The following is a 17,152-nucleotide window of genomic DNA, read 5'->3' as shown; positions in this document are numbered from 1 at the left end:
TCTCACTGTGGAGGTCTCGTGAAAACTTACGTATTGGCGGAAGCAAATATGCCATTGCTGCGAGAAGAACGCGAGATTCCAACTGCCGGTCCGGGCGAAGAAATCGTCAAAGTAATTGCCTGCGGTGTGTGTCATTCGGACATTCATGTTGCCGATGGACACTTTGGTGGACCACTCCCACTAGTACTCGGTCACGAAGTCGTGGGTGAACACCCTGAGCTGGGCCGAGTTCTTGTTTATGCACCATGGGGATGTCGCAAGGATGACTGCCGTCAGTGCAACGCTGGTTTGGAAATGATTTGCGCCAACAGCCACGAAGCTGGGGTGGTTGATGACGGCGGTTACAGCGAATACATGCGCGTTCCTAGCCGGGATTACCTCGTTCCCATTGGGGACTTGGACCCTGTGACAACAGCGCCACTCGCCTGCGGTGGGCTCACCGCTTTCCGCGCAGTCAAGCGTACGCTTCCGCACCTCAACGTTCCAGGCGCGAAAGCGCTCATCATCGGCGCAGGTGGCTTGGGCCAGTTTGCGGTTCAGTTCATCAAGAAGCTTGCCAACGTCGAACTTACTGTTCTCGATATGGCAGATGACAAAATGGCAGCTGCAAAGGAACTTGGAGCTGATCACGCAGTCAAAGAACTTCCTGCTGGGGTGAAGTATGACGCCATCATTGATTTCGTGGGAGCAAACCCCACTATGCAGGCAGCTGCTGGTGCAGTAAACCGTCAAGGCATTCTTGTTGTGGTCGGACTTGCTGGTGGTCGTCTCGAATTTGGTGTGGGCGTCATCCCCAGCGAGGCAGTTATCACCACAAGCATCTGGGGAAGTTTGGAAGAAATGAAAGAACTCCTGGAGTTCGTCAAGACGCAGGGTGTTGCACACCTGGTTGAAACCATGCCACTCGACGACGCTCAAGAAGCACTCGACCGTTTGCGCCGGGGAGAAATCCGTGGCCGAGTCGTCCTCACCGTTGCCGAATAAGAAGCTGTAAGGAACTAAAGATGAACTTTCCTACCAAGAGTGTTCAAGAATGGACTGACTACGCAAATTCTTTGACCTGGCCCCAGGCCATGGTCATCGATGGCAAGGCACAAGCCGCCAAAGATGACTCGTATGTTCCACTTGTTACCCCACGAGATGGATCAACAGTCACTCAGGTTCCTTACGCAACCAGTGATGAACTAGAGCAGGCAGTTGCTGCGGCCCGCACAGCGTTCGATGAGGGCCCCTGGCCGCGCATGGCACCTAAGAAGCGCAAGGAACTGATGCTAGCGTGGGTAGGTCTTATGGAGCAGCACCGCACCGAGCTTGCCACCATGCTCAGCGCGGAGATGGGCAAGCCCATCGCAGATGCGTGGGGCATTGAGCTTCGAGCATTGATCAACAGTTATCGCTGGTATGCCGAAATGGCAGATAAAGAACTCGACGAAATCTCCCCCGTTGGTGATGATGATCTCGCATTGATCACTCGAGAGCCTGTGGGTGTGGTTGCCGTAGTGACGCCGTGGAATTTTCCGCTGACCTTGTCAGCGTGGAAGATTGCTCCAGCGCTCGCTGTTGGCTGCACTGTTGTTCACAAACCTGCTGACCTCACTCCGCTCACCGCAGTGCGCATTGCAGAACTAGCTTTGGAAGCAGGCATTCCAGCCGGTGTGCTCAACGTCTTGCCCGGACGCGGTTCAGTTATTGGTAAAGGTCTCGGACTCCACCGCGCCGTGGACTCCCTCGCATTCACCGGTTCTACTGAGGTGGGCCGTGCCTATATGGAATACGCAGCACAGTCCAACCTGAAGAGGGTTTGGCTGGAGCTTGGTGGTAAATCGCCGAACATCATCCTGCCGGATGCCCCCGACCTCCAAGCAGCAATTGATACTGCCGCATGGGGCATCTTCTTCAACACTGGTCAAATGTGCACAGCACCGTCGCGTTTGATTGTTCACCAAGATGTCGCAGATGAAGTGATTGCTGGCGTGATCAAGGCAGCAGAGAACTACCAGCCCGGCGACCCATTCAGTGACAGCACAAAGATGGGACCATTGGCGTCATCCTCACGCCGTGCTGAAGTCCAGGCACACGTTGACCGTGCGCTTGCAGATGGCTCCACGCTTGCCCTCGGTGGAAACTCGGTTGATCTCAGCGGTCCACTTTCTGGCGGTGCGTATTACCAGCCCACCGTGTTCGTCAACGTGAACCCCAACTCGGCACTAGCTCAAGAGGAAGTCTTTGGACCTGTGCTCTCCGTCACCACCGTGAAGAGTGATGAAGAAGCAATCCAGGTGGCAAACAACTCTGACTACGGTCTAGCAGCAGGTCTGTGGACGGCAAACGTTTCTAAGGTCCACCGTCTAGCACGTCAGGTTCGGGCCGGAACGGTCTGGGTGAACTGCTACGAAGAAGGTGATCTTACGGTTCCCTTTGGCGGTTTCAAGATGAGCGGTAATGGGCGCGATAAGTCACGTCATGCTCTAGATAAATACACCGAGCTCAAGACCACCTACATCAAGCTCTAACAAATAAACAGTAAGAATGCCCCTGCGAAAGCGGGGGCATTCTTGTGTGTGCAGCAGCTGTGTAGGTAAGGGCATAAAAAGGGGCGCCCACCTTATGCAGGTGAGCGCCCCAGTTGTTGTTGCTGATTAGGACATCATGTCCTCGGTCAGCGATGCGTTTTCCTTCTTGTCGAGGACACCCACGATGAGGCCGATGACGAAGAAGATCGCAGGAAGTGTTACCAAGAACCAACCAAGTGGGCTCAGCTGGAAAGCACTTTCTGGGAGAGTTGGGTCAACGCCATCCGCTACGGTTCCTGCAAGCAGGTTGAAGCGGGCGACAACCAGGTAGATAGCCAAGGTCATACCAATTGCAGCCAGGGCTGGAGCAATCTTGCCTTGCCACACGTTAGCTCCCTCGTTCTTCATGAAGTAGGAGATAACCGCAATCGAAACCAGGATCTCAACCAAAGTGATGGCGAGAACGGCAACTGCGCTGAGCCAGTAGAACAGGTTCAGGATGGGGTCAAGCTGGAAGATTGCGAACAATCCAACAACAATCAGACCTGCGATGGACATGGTCCATACACCTGCGGAAGGTGCGCCGCGACGGTTGGTCTTGGCGAGCTGGTGAGGAAGAACTCCACCACGGCTCATTGCAAAGAAGTAGCGAGATCCAGCGTTCTGGAAAGCTAGCAGACCTGCAAAGAGGCTGGTGAGAATCAGTACCTGCATGATGGAAGCCATCCAAGGTCCAACGTATTCGCTGGTGAGTGAGAACAGTACGTTTGCAGGGTTTGCAAGTCCGTCTGAACGCTCGAGGATCTGGTTGATTGCATCTGATGAACCCATACCGGTCATCATGGCGAAGCTCACAATTGCGAACAGACCAGCGATGATTCCGACGGCCCAGTAGGTTGCGCGGCGAACGGTCTTCTTGGGGTCCTTAGCTTCTTCACCGTAAATAGCGGTTGATTCGAATCCGATGAAGGAAGCGAAGGCGAAGGAGAGTGCAATACCAGCGGTGCCGGTGATGCCACCAACAAAGATGTTGGAGGGGTTGAAGCTCGCGTCGAAGTTCAGACCTTCTGGACCACCGTTTGACAGGATCACAATGGCGGTAATGAGCATGGAGAGAACTTCAAGAGAGGTGAGGACACCGAGGAACTTTGCTCCCACGTCAACGCTGAAGAGCGAGAGAGTGGTGACAAGCACCCAGCCAATGATGAACCAGACGAACCAAGGCAGGTCGAGACCCATTGGTGCGAAGGTGAAGCTCATCATGGCGCCAAAGAAGCCATAAATACAGAACTGAACGGTCATGTATGCGAGCACGGAGACAAAGGATGTCGCAACACCCATGTTGACGCCGAGGCCCTTACCTACATATGCGAAGAAGGCACCGGCGTTGGTGACCTTGTGGCTCATCGCGGTGAAACCGACGCTGAACAGAAGCAGGATAAGACCTACGAATACGAAAGCTCCAGGAACGGCTACGCCGTCACCGAGAACAGCAGCTACCGGAACGGTACCTGTCATACCAGCCATAGGGGCTGATGCGGCTACAACGAAGAAGACGATTCCAGCAATGCCGAGACGGCCCTTGTGGAGTTTTCCTTCCTCAGTTGTCTGAGTGGATGACATTATTTGATCTCCTCATTGAGTTCATAACAATCGTTTGGATATAAACGATTGTCTAACTTTGTCAAAAATTACTGACGGGGTCAAGTCAAGGGTATTACTGTTCCTGACAGAAATACAGAATATTTTCTGTAAAAAAATACTTCAAACAAAGGTTTTGTTCGGATACGAATGACCTATATTCTTATCTTCATGACTGAACTTAAAGGCTTTCTTGCGCCAAAGACCCCAACCGGTAAAAGCGCCATCATTCCAGAGATGCCCTGGCACTATTCAGGAACGCTACTCACTGTCGAGTATCTAACTGATCCTGCCAACGTCCGCGCCATACTTCCCCCTGAGCTTGAGCTCGCAGATGAGCAGCCTGGTGCTGTTGCATTGATTTGGGCAGACTGGCAGTCCTGCAGCAACGACTTCGAAGAGCTGATGGACCCAGATCGTTCGCAGTACATGGAGACCTTCGTGGTTGTGCGTTGCAAGTATGAAGGTGTGACCTACAGCCGATGTGTAGCCATCTGGGTCACCAAGGACTTCGCCATGGCACGTGGCTGGTTCCAGGGCTACCCCAAGAAGCTTGGGTCCATGCACGCCACTCGCGTTTACAACCGCGGAAAGGCAACTCCTCGCCTCGAGGCCGGTGCCATGTTCGGTGCGAGCCTCACTGCCTACGACCACCGCCTAGCATCAGCAAAGGTCACCTTGCGCGAGCCCGTTGAGAGCAACGGTTTCGTCAACGGTCACCGCATGCTCCACAGCCGCTGGGTTCCCTCCATCACTCCAGGTGCTGGTCTCTCACTCAACCAGCTCATTGAGATGGGCGGTGTCGACCTTGACCTCGGACAGGCATGGGGTGGCGAAGCAGAACTCACCCTTGGTGACTCACAGTGGGATGAGCTTGGCTCACTCCTTCCTGTCGAGAAGATCCTTGGTGGTTACTTCCGAGAAGTTGGCACAACCTTTAACGGTGGAACCTTGGTCGCTGACTTGGGATCTAACCCCAGCATCTAATTCAGATCATCAAAGAACCCCCGGAGAATATCTCCGGGGGTTCTTTATATTCATTGCTCCTGCTGGGGAGCAGTGATCGTTAGTAAGCAGCTGCGTACTCAGTGATTTCCCACTCGGTAACTTCACGCGTCTTGGGGTCTTTCACCGTTGCTTCGTAGCGAGCGATCTCATCACGCTTGAGCACCATGAACACGTTGACCAGCTCCTCAGAGAGCTGGGTGCGCAGCGCGTCGTCTGCTTCGAGTGCATCCAGCGATTCGGTGAAGGTCTCGGGCAAGATTTCTGCACCCTCGTTGTCGTAAGCCATACCGACTGCATCTGGAGGACATTCCATCTCGTTGACGATGCCATCGAGACCAGCTGCCAGGATTGCTGCAATAACGAGGTAAGGGTTCGCAGCACCGTCGCCCACGCGAATCTCGAGGCGAGTTCCCTGGCCGCGCTCTGGTGGAATGCGAATCATGCAGGAACGGTTGTCGTATCCCCAGTTGGAACGGTAGGGAGCCAGGGTGTCTGGACCAAGACGCTTGAATGCGTTGACGGTGGGGTTGGTGAACGCAGTTAAGGCATTTGCGTGCTTCACAATTCCCGCAATCAACATCTTGGCTGCAGGAGAAAGGTTTCCTCGGCCGTCGTGCATCTTGTTGATTCCGTCAGCGTCTGTGACAGAGAAGTGCAGGTGGAATCCAGATCCGCCCTCGTCGCTCCATGGCTTGCCGAGGAAGGTGGCGTGCTTGCCGCGCTTGGCAATGATGTCCTTGACTGCGGTCTTGAAGAAGAAGGTGCGGTCAGCTGCATCAAGTGCTTCTGAGTGCCACAGGTTGATTTCATACTGGCTGGGGCTGAATTCGTGGTTGCCAGCGAATGCTCCAATGTTGAGGCCATCGAGCATACGCATCAGGTGAAGGAAGTCTCCGTCTGGGTCAACCAAGGTGCCTGTCATATACACACGACCGGTTTGAGATAGGGAGCGTGAGAATTTGCCATTCTCATCTTGGTTAGAGATATAGAACTCAAGCTCTGGTCCAACCACGGGGTGAAGTCCGAGCTTCTTGTAGCTCTGGAGCACCTTCTCCAACACAGAGCGTGGTGACATCATGTTGGGCTTGCCGTCCGGGTTGAAGGCGTCGCCGATGATGTAGGCAACTCCAGGTTCCCAACCCAGAGGAGAAATAGTGCGGGGAAGAATCTTGGTTACGAAGTCCTGGAGGCCATCGTTAGCAATGCCGTTGGCTTCGTGGAATTCACCACCTGTTGTTGTGGTCCACACTCCTTGACTAAAAGCAGGACCGTTGTGGGCAGCTTTGTCTAGCTGGCTGACAAGGATGTCCTTGGAGCGGGGGATTCCGAGCACGTCGGAAAAAATAACGCGCAGAACATCAATTCCGCGCTCCCCGAGGTCATCGCGAAGCTTGGCTAGATCGTGAACCATTGCTACTCCTTTGTGGCAAATGTGTGGTCTAAGAGGTATCGTTAGGATACTAACGAATATTACCGATTCCCTCTAGAACCGCAAAATATTTCTCACATATTCTTATGTGTACTCATTCTCTAACTGAGGAGCAGTTTGTGAAAGCCCTTGTTATTCAACACGACCATGTCAGCCCAACGGGCCCACTCGGACGTCGTCTTGAGCACCATGGATTTGAAATCACTGAGTTCCTTGTGGTTCCAAAGTCGTCATTTAAAGAGCCCAACGTTTCTGTTGAATTTCCCAACACCGATGAGTTTGACCTCGTCGTCTTCTTAGGGGCGCCTTGGGGTGCGTGGGATGACAAGTGCATCGGCAACTGGCTCACTCCAGAAATCGAACTGTGCCGCAATCTCGTCACATCAAACAAGCCTGTTCTAGGCATCTGCTTCGGAGCACAACTGATGGCTCGCTCACTTGGCGGTTCAGTGGCACCGGGTGAACATCCTGAAATCGGATGGACCTATATCTGGAGCGATGATCAGAGCCTGGTTGGCAATGGCCCATGGTTCCAATTCCACTACGACATTTTGACTGTTCCTCCAGGAGCCACAGAGATTGCTCGTAACCCTATTGCACCGCAGGCATTCACCATCAACAAATCACTCGGTGTGCAGTTCCACCCTGAACTCGACTCCGCAGCGCTCAAAGGCTGGTTGGATGAGGGAGGCGTGCCCCAGGTTGAACGCGATCACCAAAACCCAGAAATACTCCTCAACCAAACACGGGCAGAAGATGCCGCCGGACAAGAGCGCACCTATGCACTCGTGGATTCTTTCCTCAGTCGTGTAGCAGGCTTGATCTAACAATCACAGCAATACAAAAGTAATGCCCCCGAAGAATCGGGGGCATTACTTATTGGAGACCAATACTGCAGTGAGACGACTGCAGGTGATCTATGCCCTAGCGAAGGGTGACCTTCACAGGCATGGACTTGATGCCGTGGATGAAGTTGGAGTGAACGAAGTCCATAGGACCGGTGCGCTCCATCTTGTCGATACGGGAGATGATGTCTTCAAACATAATGATGAGTTCGATACGTGCCAGGGCATTACCCAAGCACATGTGGGGGCCACCACGACCGAAGGTCATGTGTTCGTTTGGAAGACGAGTAGGAATCATCTTTTCTGGGTCTGCGAAGACCTCAGGGTCACGGTTACCAGAAGCGAACCAGGTCACAACCTTCTGGCCCGCCTTGATTTCCTTGCCACCAAATTCAACATCCTTGGTCGCGGTGCGGCGGAAGTGATAGATGGGGCTTGCGTAACGCAGGAACTCTTCAACAGCCCAAGGAATGTCCTGAGGGTTCTCCTGGAGGTATGCAATGACCTCAGGGTTGTTGATCAAGTTGTTCATCGTGTGTGCAATGGTCTGACGAGTGGTCTCGTGACCAGCGACAATCAACAGCAGGAAGTTGGTGTGGTATTCCTGATCGCTCAGTGGCATTCCGTCCATGGGCACAGAGTTGATCATGGTGGAGATGATGTCAGTACCATTGCGACCCTTGCGCTGACGCTTGAGTTCGTCACCGTAGGCGAACACCTCGAGAGCTGCAGGGGAGCGGAAAGGAACCAGACGGTACTTTTCACTTTCAGGATCTGTAGGAAGAAGATCTGTCAGGCTGGGGTCGCTAGAGCCAATCATTGCGTTACCCCATCGAATGATGTTCTCGATGTCGGTGTCTGGAATTTCAAGCAGACGTGCCAGAACGCGAATGGGGTAGTCCGCTGCTACATCGTGTAGGAAGTCGAACTCACCCTTGGCAAAAGCGTTGTCCAGAGTGGTTGCAGTCAAACCACGCAGGAATGTTTCATACTTCGCAACGTTGTTTGGGGTGAAGTCGTTCTGAAGCAGACGACGCAGTGCGCGGTGACGTGTTCCGTCCGAGTCGAGAAGAGAACGACGTGCCTCTTCCTGGTCAGGTTCGAGTTCTTCCAGGTTGGTGAAGTGGCTACTGGTGAAGGTATCTGGGTCGCGCAGAACTTTCACAATGTCGTGATAGCGCATAACAGACCAGAAACCGTGGCCGCCATCTGTTTCGTCGCTCCAGTTAACTGGATCGTTCTGGCGAAGTTCAGCAAAGAGATCCCAAGGAGCTCCGTTGTCAAAAACATCGAGGTCGGCTAGTGAGCGACTTGCCATTGAGATCTCCTCATCGAGATTGTTTGGATACGAACAATATAAATAATATAACTCAAACCAGAGTGCCGAAGTCAAGTCCTTCCTCCACAATGGTTAGAGAAAGTTTGAGGAACACATATGACTGGTAGCCACACCCTCGGGGAAACAGAAGCTCGCGTTGCAAACCGCCTGAGCCACATGGCGTTGGACTTTGAAGCAATGGCTGTCTCATCTAACCTGTTCCGTGCTGCTAGTGCTGTTCGCAATCACTTCGAGCGCAATGTGCTTTCCGAGAGTGGTTTGAGCTGGACTGCATTTGTAGTGCTGTGGGTGACTTGGATTTGGGAGCCTGCAGAAACCCGAGACATTGCTGCTGAGGCAGGAATTTCAAAAGCAACATTGACTGGTGTGCTCAGCACACTGGAAAAGCTCGATCTCGTCGTGCGCACCCGCAGCACAGAAGATGGTCGCCTTGTACTTGTCACCCTCACCAAAAAGGGTCACGACTTGATGGAAAACCTTTTCCCCGCTTTCAACCGTCAAGAGGTTGAGGTTGTTTCACCGGTTGCACCGGGCAAGCGCAGTGAACTTGCAGACATGCTGCGTGCCATTACCGAAAAGATCGAAGGCTAGTTCTTTTTACCGAACGCTGCAGATTCGGCAACAAAGCGTTCAAATAACTCCGCTTGTGGGCGGTTGGTGTCGTAGTTATCTTCTGGGTGCCACTGCACACCAAAGGCCCAAGCAGGTGAATCGAATTTCACTGCTTCAACAAAACCTTCGGCAGAGCGTCCAATAACCTCAACACCAGCTCCCACCTGATCAATCATTTGGTGGTGGTAGCACGACGCTTCGACTGTGGCAGAGCTCAGGCCCAACTCATCGACATACTTATCAATCGTCACTGGAGCAACATGGTGCTGGTGGGGAATGTCCATGTGCTGAACAAGCGACCCACCGAGGGCAACATTTGTGATTTGGAGGCCTCGACAAATGGCGAGAACTGGAATGCCCTTTTCCAGGGCATATTTCACGAGAGAAATATCAGTTTCGTCAGCTAGGTCATCGACGTCATAGACGTGCTCAGAGGAAATGGACTGGCCATAGGTAGAGGGATTGATGTCGGCCCCGCCCGGCATGAGCACACCATCGATACCGTCAAGTCGCTCTGCCCAGTTACTTCCTGCAACGGGGAGGAAGGTCAACGGTTCTCCGCCTGCGGCCCAGACGCCTTCGGCCAAGCGGCGGGCAGTAATGACAGCTGCATAGCGCGTAGCGGAGGTGTTCTCGGCGAATCTTGCGAGTATGGCAATGCGAGGGCGAACCATCTGCAGACCTTCCTTAGTGATAAAAACAATTTTTATCTTGCATGACTTTTATATAGTAGCAATAATCGTTAGTATACGAATGATTACTTCTACACAAAGATGTGAGGACCTGCCACATGAGCTCAATTAGCGTTGCCGGTGTCGAGATTGACACCCGCCACTACATCGGTGGCTCACGCGTCTCCTCTGCAGAGACTTTTACCAACACCTCACCCATTGATGGCACCTTCCTCGGCGAGATTTCTCGCGGTGGTCAAGCAGAAGCAGACGCAGCGGTAGCCGCTGCGCGAGCTGCTTTCCCCGCCTGGGCAGCACTGGGCCCCCAGGGCCGTGGAGTACTCCTCCACAAACTTGCTGACTTGATTGAAGAGAACAACGAGACCCTCTCGCAGCTAGAAACCATGGACAACGGTTCGCTACTGCGCTCACACCGCCGCGGTGTCATGCCCCGTGTTGCGATGAACATCCGCTTCTTTGCAGATTGGGCAATCAACGAGCTTCACCACGAGAAGTTCGAAACCCGTGGTCACACCAACAACGTCAGCTGGGATCCTTCCGGTGTTGCTGTGCTGATCACCCCCTGGAATGCCCCACTGATGTTGGCAACCTGGAAGATTGGTCCCGCGCTCGCCGCCGGTGACACCGTCATTCTTAAGCCCGCAGAGTGGACTCCACTGAGTGCATCCTTCTTTGCCGACTTGACCAAGCAGGCAGGTATTCCTGACGGTGTTTTCAATGTGGTTCAGGGCTATGGCAAGGAAATTGGTTCTGCACTTGTTGCCCACCCAGAAATCAACCGCATCTCTTTCACAGGTTCCGTTCCCACTGCCAAGGTGATTGCCCGGGCTGCGGCAGATAACCTCACGCCATGCTCCTTCGAACTTGGTGGCAAGAGCCCCATGATCGTGCTCGAAGATGCTGACCTTGATTTGGCAACAGAGATTGCAGTTGAGCAGTATGACAACGCAGGCCAGGTGTGCCTCTCGGGTACTCGAATCTTTGTTCACGAGAATGTTGCGGATGAATTCGCCACCAAGTTTGGCGAAAAGGCAGCTGCCATCAAGCAGGGTGACCCCCGCGACGAGAACACAGACATTGGTCCCCAGATTCACCAGGTCCACTTCGACCGTGTAAAGGGATTCGTTGACCGCGCCAAGGCGGAAGGTCAAGAGATTGTGTGGGGCGGTGAGCCCAATGCTGAACTAGGTGGACTCTTCTTCAAGCCAACCTTGGTAAAGAACCCCACGCCAGGTTCAGAGATTGTCACCAGTGAGATCTTTGGACCCGTGCTGTGCATGATGACATTCAAGACTGACGAAGAAGTCATTGAGCGTGCCAATGGAACCGAGTTTGGTCTGGCAGCAGTAGTTGTTTCTGGAAACCAAGAGCACGCCAAGAAGATCACGGACGTATTAGTTGCAGGAACCATTTGGGTGAACTGCTTCTTCGTACGTGACCTGCGTGCACCCTTCGGCGGATCTAAGAAGTCGGGTATCGGCCGCGATGGCGGCACCTGGTCATTCGACTTCTACGCAGATGTCAAAAACACCGTAGTTTCACCACATGGATGGAAGGAATAATCATGGGCGAAGTAGTAGGCGCGGCAATCCTTGCGCACGTACCCACCGTCATGCTCCCCCTGGAGACTCGTCTTGAGCTCAATGAGGGCAAGGAAATTTCGCTTGTTCCTGGTTTCGAGAAGTTCCGCAAGGACGTTATGGAGAAACTCGACTATGACACTGTGATTGTTCTCGACTCTCACTGGGCAACCACCGTTGAGTTCGTGATCACCTCTCACGATCACCGCGAAGGTAAGTACACCGCGGAAGAGCTTCCCCGTGGAATGTCGCAGATTCCTTACTCCTTCAAGGGAGACCGTGAATTGGCTGAGTCAGTTGTGAAGTATGACGAGAAGAACGGTACTTGGATTACCCCTATCTCTGACCCTTACTTGCCCATCATGTATGCAACTGTGAACCTGTGGGACTACTTGGGTAAGGGTCTGGACAAGCGCTGGGTTTCGGTCTCGGTATGCCAGACAGCAACCACCGAAGACTTCCTGCGTGCAGGTCGTGCACTGGGTGAAGCTATCCGCGACTCAGACCGCAAGGTTTTATTGCTGGCTTCAGGCGCACTCTCGCACACCTTCTACAAGCTGCGCGATCTGCGAAAGCACGAAGCAAGTGACCCCAGCCACATCTTCTCCCCAGAAGCTCGTGCAGCAGATGAAGAGCGCATTGAATGGTTCAAGGCAGGTGACCACGCACGCGTGCTGGAGACCATGCCTGAATTCCTGAAGTTCAAGCCTGAGGCAAACTTCAGCCACTACCTCACCATGGCTGGTGCCATTGGTGAAGAGGCAAACACCTCTAAGGGTGTTATGTACTCTGAGTACGAAAACTCAGTAGGAACCGGCCAGGTTCACATCTACTTCCCGAAGCCTGAAGGTGGCTTCCCCCAGCCAAAGGACATGGTTCTCTCTCGTGACTGAATATCGTCGAATCCTGCTTGACGGCGCTGCGGTGCAAACCGTGCGCGACGGAGAGTTCCTTGTTGCCGCTGACGGTCGTCGCGTGGCTATTGAAGATGCGCAGCACCTGCCACCTTCGGAGCCCACCAAGATCATCGCAGTTCACCTGAACTATGACAGCCGCACCAAGGAGTTCATGACCAAGCTCCCCGATGCACCTACCTATTTCCACAAGCCGATTACGGCACTGAACAGCCACAAGGGTGCCATTGTGCGTCCTGAAGGGTGCAAGTGGTTGAACTATGAGGGTGAAATTGTCATCGTCATCGGCAAGACCTGCCGCAACATTTCCCCTCAGGAAGCTGGCGAGTACATTGCCGGCTACACCGTGGGTAATGACTATGGTCTGCACGACTTCCGCGATACCGACGCCGGCTCTATGCTGCGTGTGAAAGGTTCAGACACTCTGGCACCAGTAGGTCCAGGACTTGTAACTGACTGGGACTTCCGCAACAAGATAATCCGCACCTACGTCAATGGTGAAATCAAGCAAGAAGACAACACCGACAACATGGAATGGGACATGCACTATCTCGTTGCAGATATTGCCCGCACCATCACCTTGGTTCCTGGAGACATGCTCTTCTCTGGAACCCCCGCATTCTCTCGCCCAGTCGAACCCGGCGACATCGTCGAGGTCGAGGTTGAGGGTCTTGGTCGCTTGACCAACCACATCGTTGTTGGACCAACCCCTATTCGCACCGACGTGGGAGCACAGCCCACCGAGAGTGAAGAAGTAGTCTCGACAGCACTCGGTGGAGACTGGGAATTCCGCGGAATTCGCACCCCATCCAAAGACCTATACCCATCCACAGTGGAGGAAAAATAACATGTTGAAGATTCATGTCGATATGGAAAAGTGCCAGCACTACGGTCAGTGCGTATTTGATGCACCGAACGTATTCCGTCTCAATGATGACGACAAGCTGGAATACGAAGCAACGGCAGATGACAGCGAACAGGACAACGTCCAGCTCGCAGTAGACATTTGCCCTATGCAGGCAATTACTTTCACCAAAGCAGATTAAGGTCACCCCATGACACGTCCTGTCGTTATCGTCGGGGCCTCCATGGGTGGACTTCGTGCCGCCGAAACACTGCGCAAGAGTGGTTATGCGGGGCGTCTGGTCGTCATAGGCGACGAGCCTCACGCACCTTATAACCGCCCTCCGCTGTCTAAAGAGGTTCTTGCTGAACAGGTAGACCACGCTGCTGTGGCCTTCCCGATTGCCGAAGTGCTCGAAGATGTCGAGTGGGTTCTCGGTAATGCTGTTGTGAGTTCAGACCTCGACGCACAGACCATCACTCTCGCTGATGACACCGTCATTGAGTACAATTTATTGATCATCGCTACCGGACTGCGTCCGCGCAGGCTTTCCATGCCGGGGGCACCCACGCGTGGAGCACACGCGATTCGCACACTCGATGATGCAATGGCGTTGCGACCAGAGCTCAAGCCTGGAGCGAAGGTTGTGGTCTATGGAGCAGGATTCATTGGATGTGAAGCAGCAGCCACGGCTACCAAGCTCGGTGCATCCGTCACGGTTGTAGGTAAGGGTCCTGTCCCCATGCTGCGTCCTTTAGGACACCAGCTTGCTGAAGATATCCAACGCCGCCACGAAGCTCATGGCGTTCGATTTGTGATGAAGACTCAACTGACTGAGATCCTGGGGGATGACAAGGTCACTGGTGTTGTCCTCGACAATGGCGAAACCCTTGAGTGTGATGTTCTCATTGAATCAATCGGTTCTCTGCCGAACACAGAATTCCTCGAAGGCAATGACATAGACATTGCATCGGGTGTTCACGTTAATTCCACCCTGCACGCTCTTCACCAGAACGGAACCCCATGGTCGAATGTTTTTGCCATAGGTGACGTTGCACGTTTTCCCATCCCGCAGTTTGACCCCACAACGCGTCGAGTTGAACACTGGAATATTCCAACTGAGATGGCGCGCAAGGTGGGCAAGCAAGTTGCTCTCCAGCTCGGTGAAGATGCCGAAGCACATGCAACAGAACTCGCGAAGAACTTTGCACCTATCCCCAGCTTCTGGAGTGACCAGTTTGAAGTGAGCCTGCTTGCGTATGGGCTTCTTGATCAGGGAGAGGAAGTTCGTCTTCTCGAAGGAGAAGTCGGTGGCGACTGCATCTATGGATATTTCAAGGGCGAGGACATGGTTGGTGTCTGTGGCATCGGCATGCGCTCTAAAGTGATGAGTTACCGCAATAAGGTCGGACTCACCGCAACTGCGTAAACTTTGTGCACCACTGTTGCTGATGTGAAAGGAATATCATGACCACTCAGGTTCGCGCCGTGGGCGCTCCCGCTGAAAAAGCTCCACTGGAAACGATGGAGATTACCCGTCGTGATGTTCTACCTGAGGATGTACGCATTGCCGTTGAGTTCTGCGGCATTTGTCATTCTGACATTCACACCGTGCGTGGCGACTGGGGAGACATGACTTACCCCGTGGTTCCTGGTCACGAAATTTTGGGAACAGTAACCGAAGTCGGTGCCAATGTGACCAAGGTTAAGGTGGGAGACACCGTAGGTGTGGGCTGTTTGGTCAAGAGCTGCGGTGAATGTGATTACTGCATCAGTGGTGAAGACCACATGTGTTCAGCTCCCGGTGGGCCACTCTTGACCTATGCGGAACCAGATCCCTATATGCCTGGCCACACCACACAGGGTGGCTACTCACAAGAAATAGTAGTGACAGAGCGCTTTGTATTCAGCGTTCCAACCAATCTGGACAAGGCTGCTGCTGCTCCCTTGATGTGTGCCGGAATCACCTTGTATTCGCCCCTGAAGTTCTGGGAAGCAGGACCTGGCAAGACCGTAGGCATTGCCGGCATCGGCGGTCTGGGCCACATGGGGATCAAGCTCGCACACGCACTCGGTGCTCACACTGTTGCGTTGACGACCAGCCCAGAAAAGGGTGAGCTGGCCAAGAAGCTCGGTGCAGACGAAGTCATTCTCACAACAGACCTCGACGCGATGAAAGCCGCTGCTGAGCGTTTTGATCTCATCATCTCAACTCTTCCTAGCGATCACGATATGGATCCCTTCCTGAAACTGCTCAACCGCGGGGGAACGTATTGCGTGGTGGGGGCAGTGGGCAATGCCACACACCCGTTCTCTTTGGTGAACCTCATGAAGCGCAAGCGTTCAATCTCCGGATCCATGATTGGTTCCACGCGAGAAACTCAAGAGATGCTCGACTTCTGCGGAAAGCACAACATCACCGCGGATGTTGAACTCATCTCAGCTGATCAGGTTAACGAAGCATATGAACGCGTCATCGCAGGCGATGTTCAATTCCGTTTCGTCATCGACACTGCAACTATCTAGAGCGAAAGAATTCTCATGTCTGAACAACGACCTGCTGAACCTGCTGCAAACTACCCCACAACTGGACGCCCTGATTCATCCTCAGAGGAATACCAGAAGATGGACAAGCTCGCCAAAATGATGGAACATCAAGTCGATGTTCTTCGTGGAACAGCTGAAGAGGAAAAGTAAGCTCTAAGCCTTTGGCTGCTGCTGTGTAATGCAGTGGATTCCGCCACCGCGGGCAAAGAGTGGCCTGGCATCCACGAGGACCACTTCACGGCCGGGATATGCCTTTTCAAGAACCTTCTTTGCCTTCGCATCGTTAGCGTCATCGAAAGCACACAGAATCACTGCACCATTACAGACGTAGTGGTTGATGTAGCTGTAGTCGACCCAGCCCTCGTCATCTTGCAGAGTTTCAGGTGCTGGTACCGAGATCACGTTGAGCTTGTTGCCTTCTGAGTCTCGTGCCCCTTTGAGAACGCGGCGCACCTCTTGGCTGATCCAGTAGTCAGGGTGATCTTGGTTCTTCTGGTCATGGAACAGCACAGTGTCCTCGTTAGCGAAGCAGGCAACGATGTCGATGTGACCACGGGTGCCGAACTCGTCGTAGTCGCGAGTGAGACCCCGGGGCAACCAGATCACGTGATCAACGCCGAGGGTTCGCTGAAGTTCAGCTTCTACTTGTTCCTTTGTCCAGTCGGGGTTGCGGCCAGGATCAAGTTGAACCGTTTCGGTGATCATGATGGTGCGGGAACCATTGACATGAATACCGCCACCCTCATTGGTGAGGGGGGAGTCAATCCGGGGGATGCCAATAGCATCGAGAATCTTGGTTGCTGCTTGAGAGTCGTGCTCCCAGCTTGCCCAGGATTGCCCTCCCCAACCATTGAATATCCAGTTAATGCCCGCAAGCTTGCCGTGTGAGTCCCGGACAAAGGTGGGACCAATGTCTCTCATCCAGGCGTCATCTAATTCGGCAATGAGGATCTCGACCTGGGGGTCAAGCCATTTCTTAGCTTCGTCTAAGGCGCTCGGGTCGACGAGGACTGTGACTGGCTCAAAGCGGACTATGGTGTTGGCTACAGTCGACCAGCACTGGCGTGCTTCGTTAGCTAGTTCCTCAGTTTCTCCGAGGGTGTATCCGGAAGAAGGCCATGCCATCCAGGTGCGCTCATGCTCAGCCCACTCGGCTGGCATGTGAAATTCACGAGAAGTCACGTTTAG

General features: G+C 53.5%; 17 protein-coding genes. 12 read left to right on the top strand and 5 right to left on the bottom strand.

Going from position 1 to position 17,152, the window contains the following annotated elements; all coding sequences use genetic code 11:
* Positions 1-18 precede the first annotated feature (18 nt).
* Together M2120_RS04965 and M2120_RS04960 are read left to right on the top strand one after the other, a co-directional pair.
* Positions 19-984: an alcohol dehydrogenase catalytic domain-containing protein gene (locus M2120_RS04965; protein WP_280797613.1), complete on the top strand. Its 966-nt coding sequence runs from the start codon at positions 19-21 to the stop codon at positions 982-984.
* Between the two features lie 20 nt (positions 985-1,004).
* The gene (locus M2120_RS04960) at positions 1,005-2,513 is read left to right on the top strand and encodes an aldehyde dehydrogenase (protein WP_280797612.1); all 1,509 of its coding nucleotides are present in this window, start codon (positions 1,005-1,007) and stop codon (positions 2,511-2,513) included.
* A gap of 126 nt (positions 2,514-2,639) precedes the next feature.
* Here M2120_RS04960 and M2120_RS04955 read toward each other — a convergent pair whose 3' ends face one another.
* Entirely contained in the window at positions 2,640-4,136 is a 1,497-nt protein-coding gene (locus M2120_RS04955) for an APC family permease (RefSeq protein ID WP_280797611.1), read from the bottom strand.
* A 189-nt stretch (positions 4,137-4,325) separates the two neighbouring features.
* Between M2120_RS04955 and M2120_RS04950 the strand changes: the two genes are divergently transcribed.
* The gene (locus M2120_RS04950) at positions 4,326-5,141 is read left to right on the top strand and encodes an acetoacetate decarboxylase family protein (protein ID WP_280797610.1); all 816 of its coding nucleotides are present in this window, start codon (positions 4,326-4,328) and stop codon (positions 5,139-5,141) included.
* Between the two features lie 79 nt (positions 5,142-5,220).
* Here the strand turns inward: M2120_RS04950 and M2120_RS04945 are convergent, their stop codons facing one another.
* Positions 5,221-6,573 carry a glutamine synthetase family protein gene (locus tag M2120_RS04945; RefSeq protein ID WP_280797609.1) on the bottom strand — a complete coding sequence of 451 codons (1,353 nt, stop codon included), beginning with the start codon at positions 6,571-6,573 and terminating at the stop codon, positions 5,221-5,223.
* Positions 6,574-6,710: 137 nt separating this feature from the next.
* Here M2120_RS04945 and M2120_RS04940 point away from each other — a divergent pair, with 137 nt between their 5' ends.
* Complete coding sequence (locus M2120_RS04940) at positions 6,711-7,418, top strand: type 1 glutamine amidotransferase (protein WP_280797608.1); 708 nt, start codon at positions 6,711-6,713, stop codon at positions 7,416-7,418.
* A gap of 97 nt (positions 7,419-7,515) precedes the next feature.
* Here M2120_RS04940 and M2120_RS04935 read toward each other — a convergent pair whose 3' ends face one another.
* A complete protein-coding gene (locus tag M2120_RS04935; RefSeq protein ID WP_280797607.1) occupies positions 7,516-8,754 on the bottom strand; it encodes a cytochrome P450 in 1,239 nt (412 codons plus the stop codon).
* A gap of 117 nt (positions 8,755-8,871) precedes the next feature.
* Between M2120_RS04935 and M2120_RS04930 the strand changes: the two genes are divergently transcribed.
* A complete protein-coding gene (locus M2120_RS04930; protein ID WP_280797606.1) occupies positions 8,872-9,366 on the top strand; it encodes a MarR family winged helix-turn-helix transcriptional regulator in 495 nt (164 codons plus the stop codon).
* On the opposite strand, the gene M2120_RS04925 is transcribed toward M2120_RS04930, so the two are convergent.
* The gene (locus tag M2120_RS04925) at positions 9,363-10,061 is read right to left on the bottom strand and encodes a gamma-glutamyl-gamma-aminobutyrate hydrolase family protein (protein WP_280797605.1); all 699 of its coding nucleotides are present in this window, start codon (positions 10,059-10,061) and stop codon (positions 9,363-9,365) included. The two genes, M2120_RS04930 and M2120_RS04925, sit on opposite strands and share 4 nt — an antisense overlap.
* 116 nt (positions 10,062-10,177) lie before the next feature.
* Here M2120_RS04925 and M2120_RS04920 point away from each other — a divergent pair, with 116 nt between their 5' ends.
* Genes M2120_RS04920 through M2120_RS04890 form a run of 7 tightly spaced genes read left to right on the top strand, consistent with a single transcriptional unit; the run spans position 10,178 to position 16,114 of the window.
* Complete coding sequence (locus M2120_RS04920; protein WP_280797604.1) at positions 10,178-11,641, top strand: aldehyde dehydrogenase; 1,464 nt, start codon at positions 10,178-10,180, stop codon at positions 11,639-11,641.
* A 2-nt stretch (positions 11,642-11,643) separates the two neighbouring features.
* Positions 11,644-12,552 (top strand): catechol 1,2-dioxygenase, encoded by a 909-nt coding sequence (locus M2120_RS04915; RefSeq protein WP_280797603.1) that lies wholly within the window; start codon positions 11,644-11,646, stop codon positions 12,550-12,552.
* The gene (locus M2120_RS04910) at positions 12,545-13,420 is read left to right on the top strand and encodes a fumarylacetoacetate hydrolase family protein (protein ID WP_280797602.1); all 876 of its coding nucleotides are present in this window, start codon (positions 12,545-12,547) and stop codon (positions 13,418-13,420) included. Before M2120_RS04915 ends, M2120_RS04910 begins: the two co-directional genes overlap by 8 nt.
* 1 nt (position 13,421) lies before the next feature.
* Positions 13,422-13,619 carry a ferredoxin gene (locus M2120_RS04905; protein ID WP_280797601.1) on the top strand — a complete coding sequence of 66 codons (198 nt, stop codon included), beginning with the start codon at positions 13,422-13,424 and terminating at the stop codon, positions 13,617-13,619.
* 9 nt (positions 13,620-13,628) lie between these two features.
* A complete protein-coding gene (locus M2120_RS04900) occupies positions 13,629-14,846 on the top strand; it encodes an NAD(P)/FAD-dependent oxidoreductase (RefSeq protein WP_280797600.1) in 1,218 nt (405 codons plus the stop codon).
* Positions 14,847-14,884: 38 nt separating this feature from the next.
* Positions 14,885-15,943, top strand: a complete 1,059-nt coding sequence (locus tag M2120_RS04895) for an NAD(P)-dependent alcohol dehydrogenase (protein WP_280797599.1) — start codon at positions 14,885-14,887, stop codon at positions 15,941-15,943.
* Between the two features lie 15 nt (positions 15,944-15,958).
* Positions 15,959-16,114 (top strand): hypothetical protein, encoded by a 156-nt coding sequence (locus M2120_RS04890; protein WP_280797598.1) that lies wholly within the window; start codon positions 15,959-15,961, stop codon positions 16,112-16,114.
* Between the two features lie 3 nt (positions 16,115-16,117).
* On the opposite strand, the gene M2120_RS04885 is transcribed toward M2120_RS04890, so the two are convergent.
* Positions 16,118-17,146, bottom strand: coding sequence for an agmatine deiminase family protein (locus M2120_RS04885; protein ID WP_432418530.1), 1,029 nt, complete (start codon positions 17,144-17,146; stop codon positions 16,118-16,120).
* Between the last annotated feature and the right edge of the window lie 6 nt (positions 17,147-17,152).

It is taken from the genome of Aurantimicrobium minutum, from assembly GCF_029893825.1.
Lineage (GTDB): Bacteria > Actinomycetota > Actinomycetes > Actinomycetales > Microbacteriaceae > Aurantimicrobium > Aurantimicrobium minutum_C.
This window is presented reverse-complemented; position numbering and strand designations above follow the sequence as displayed.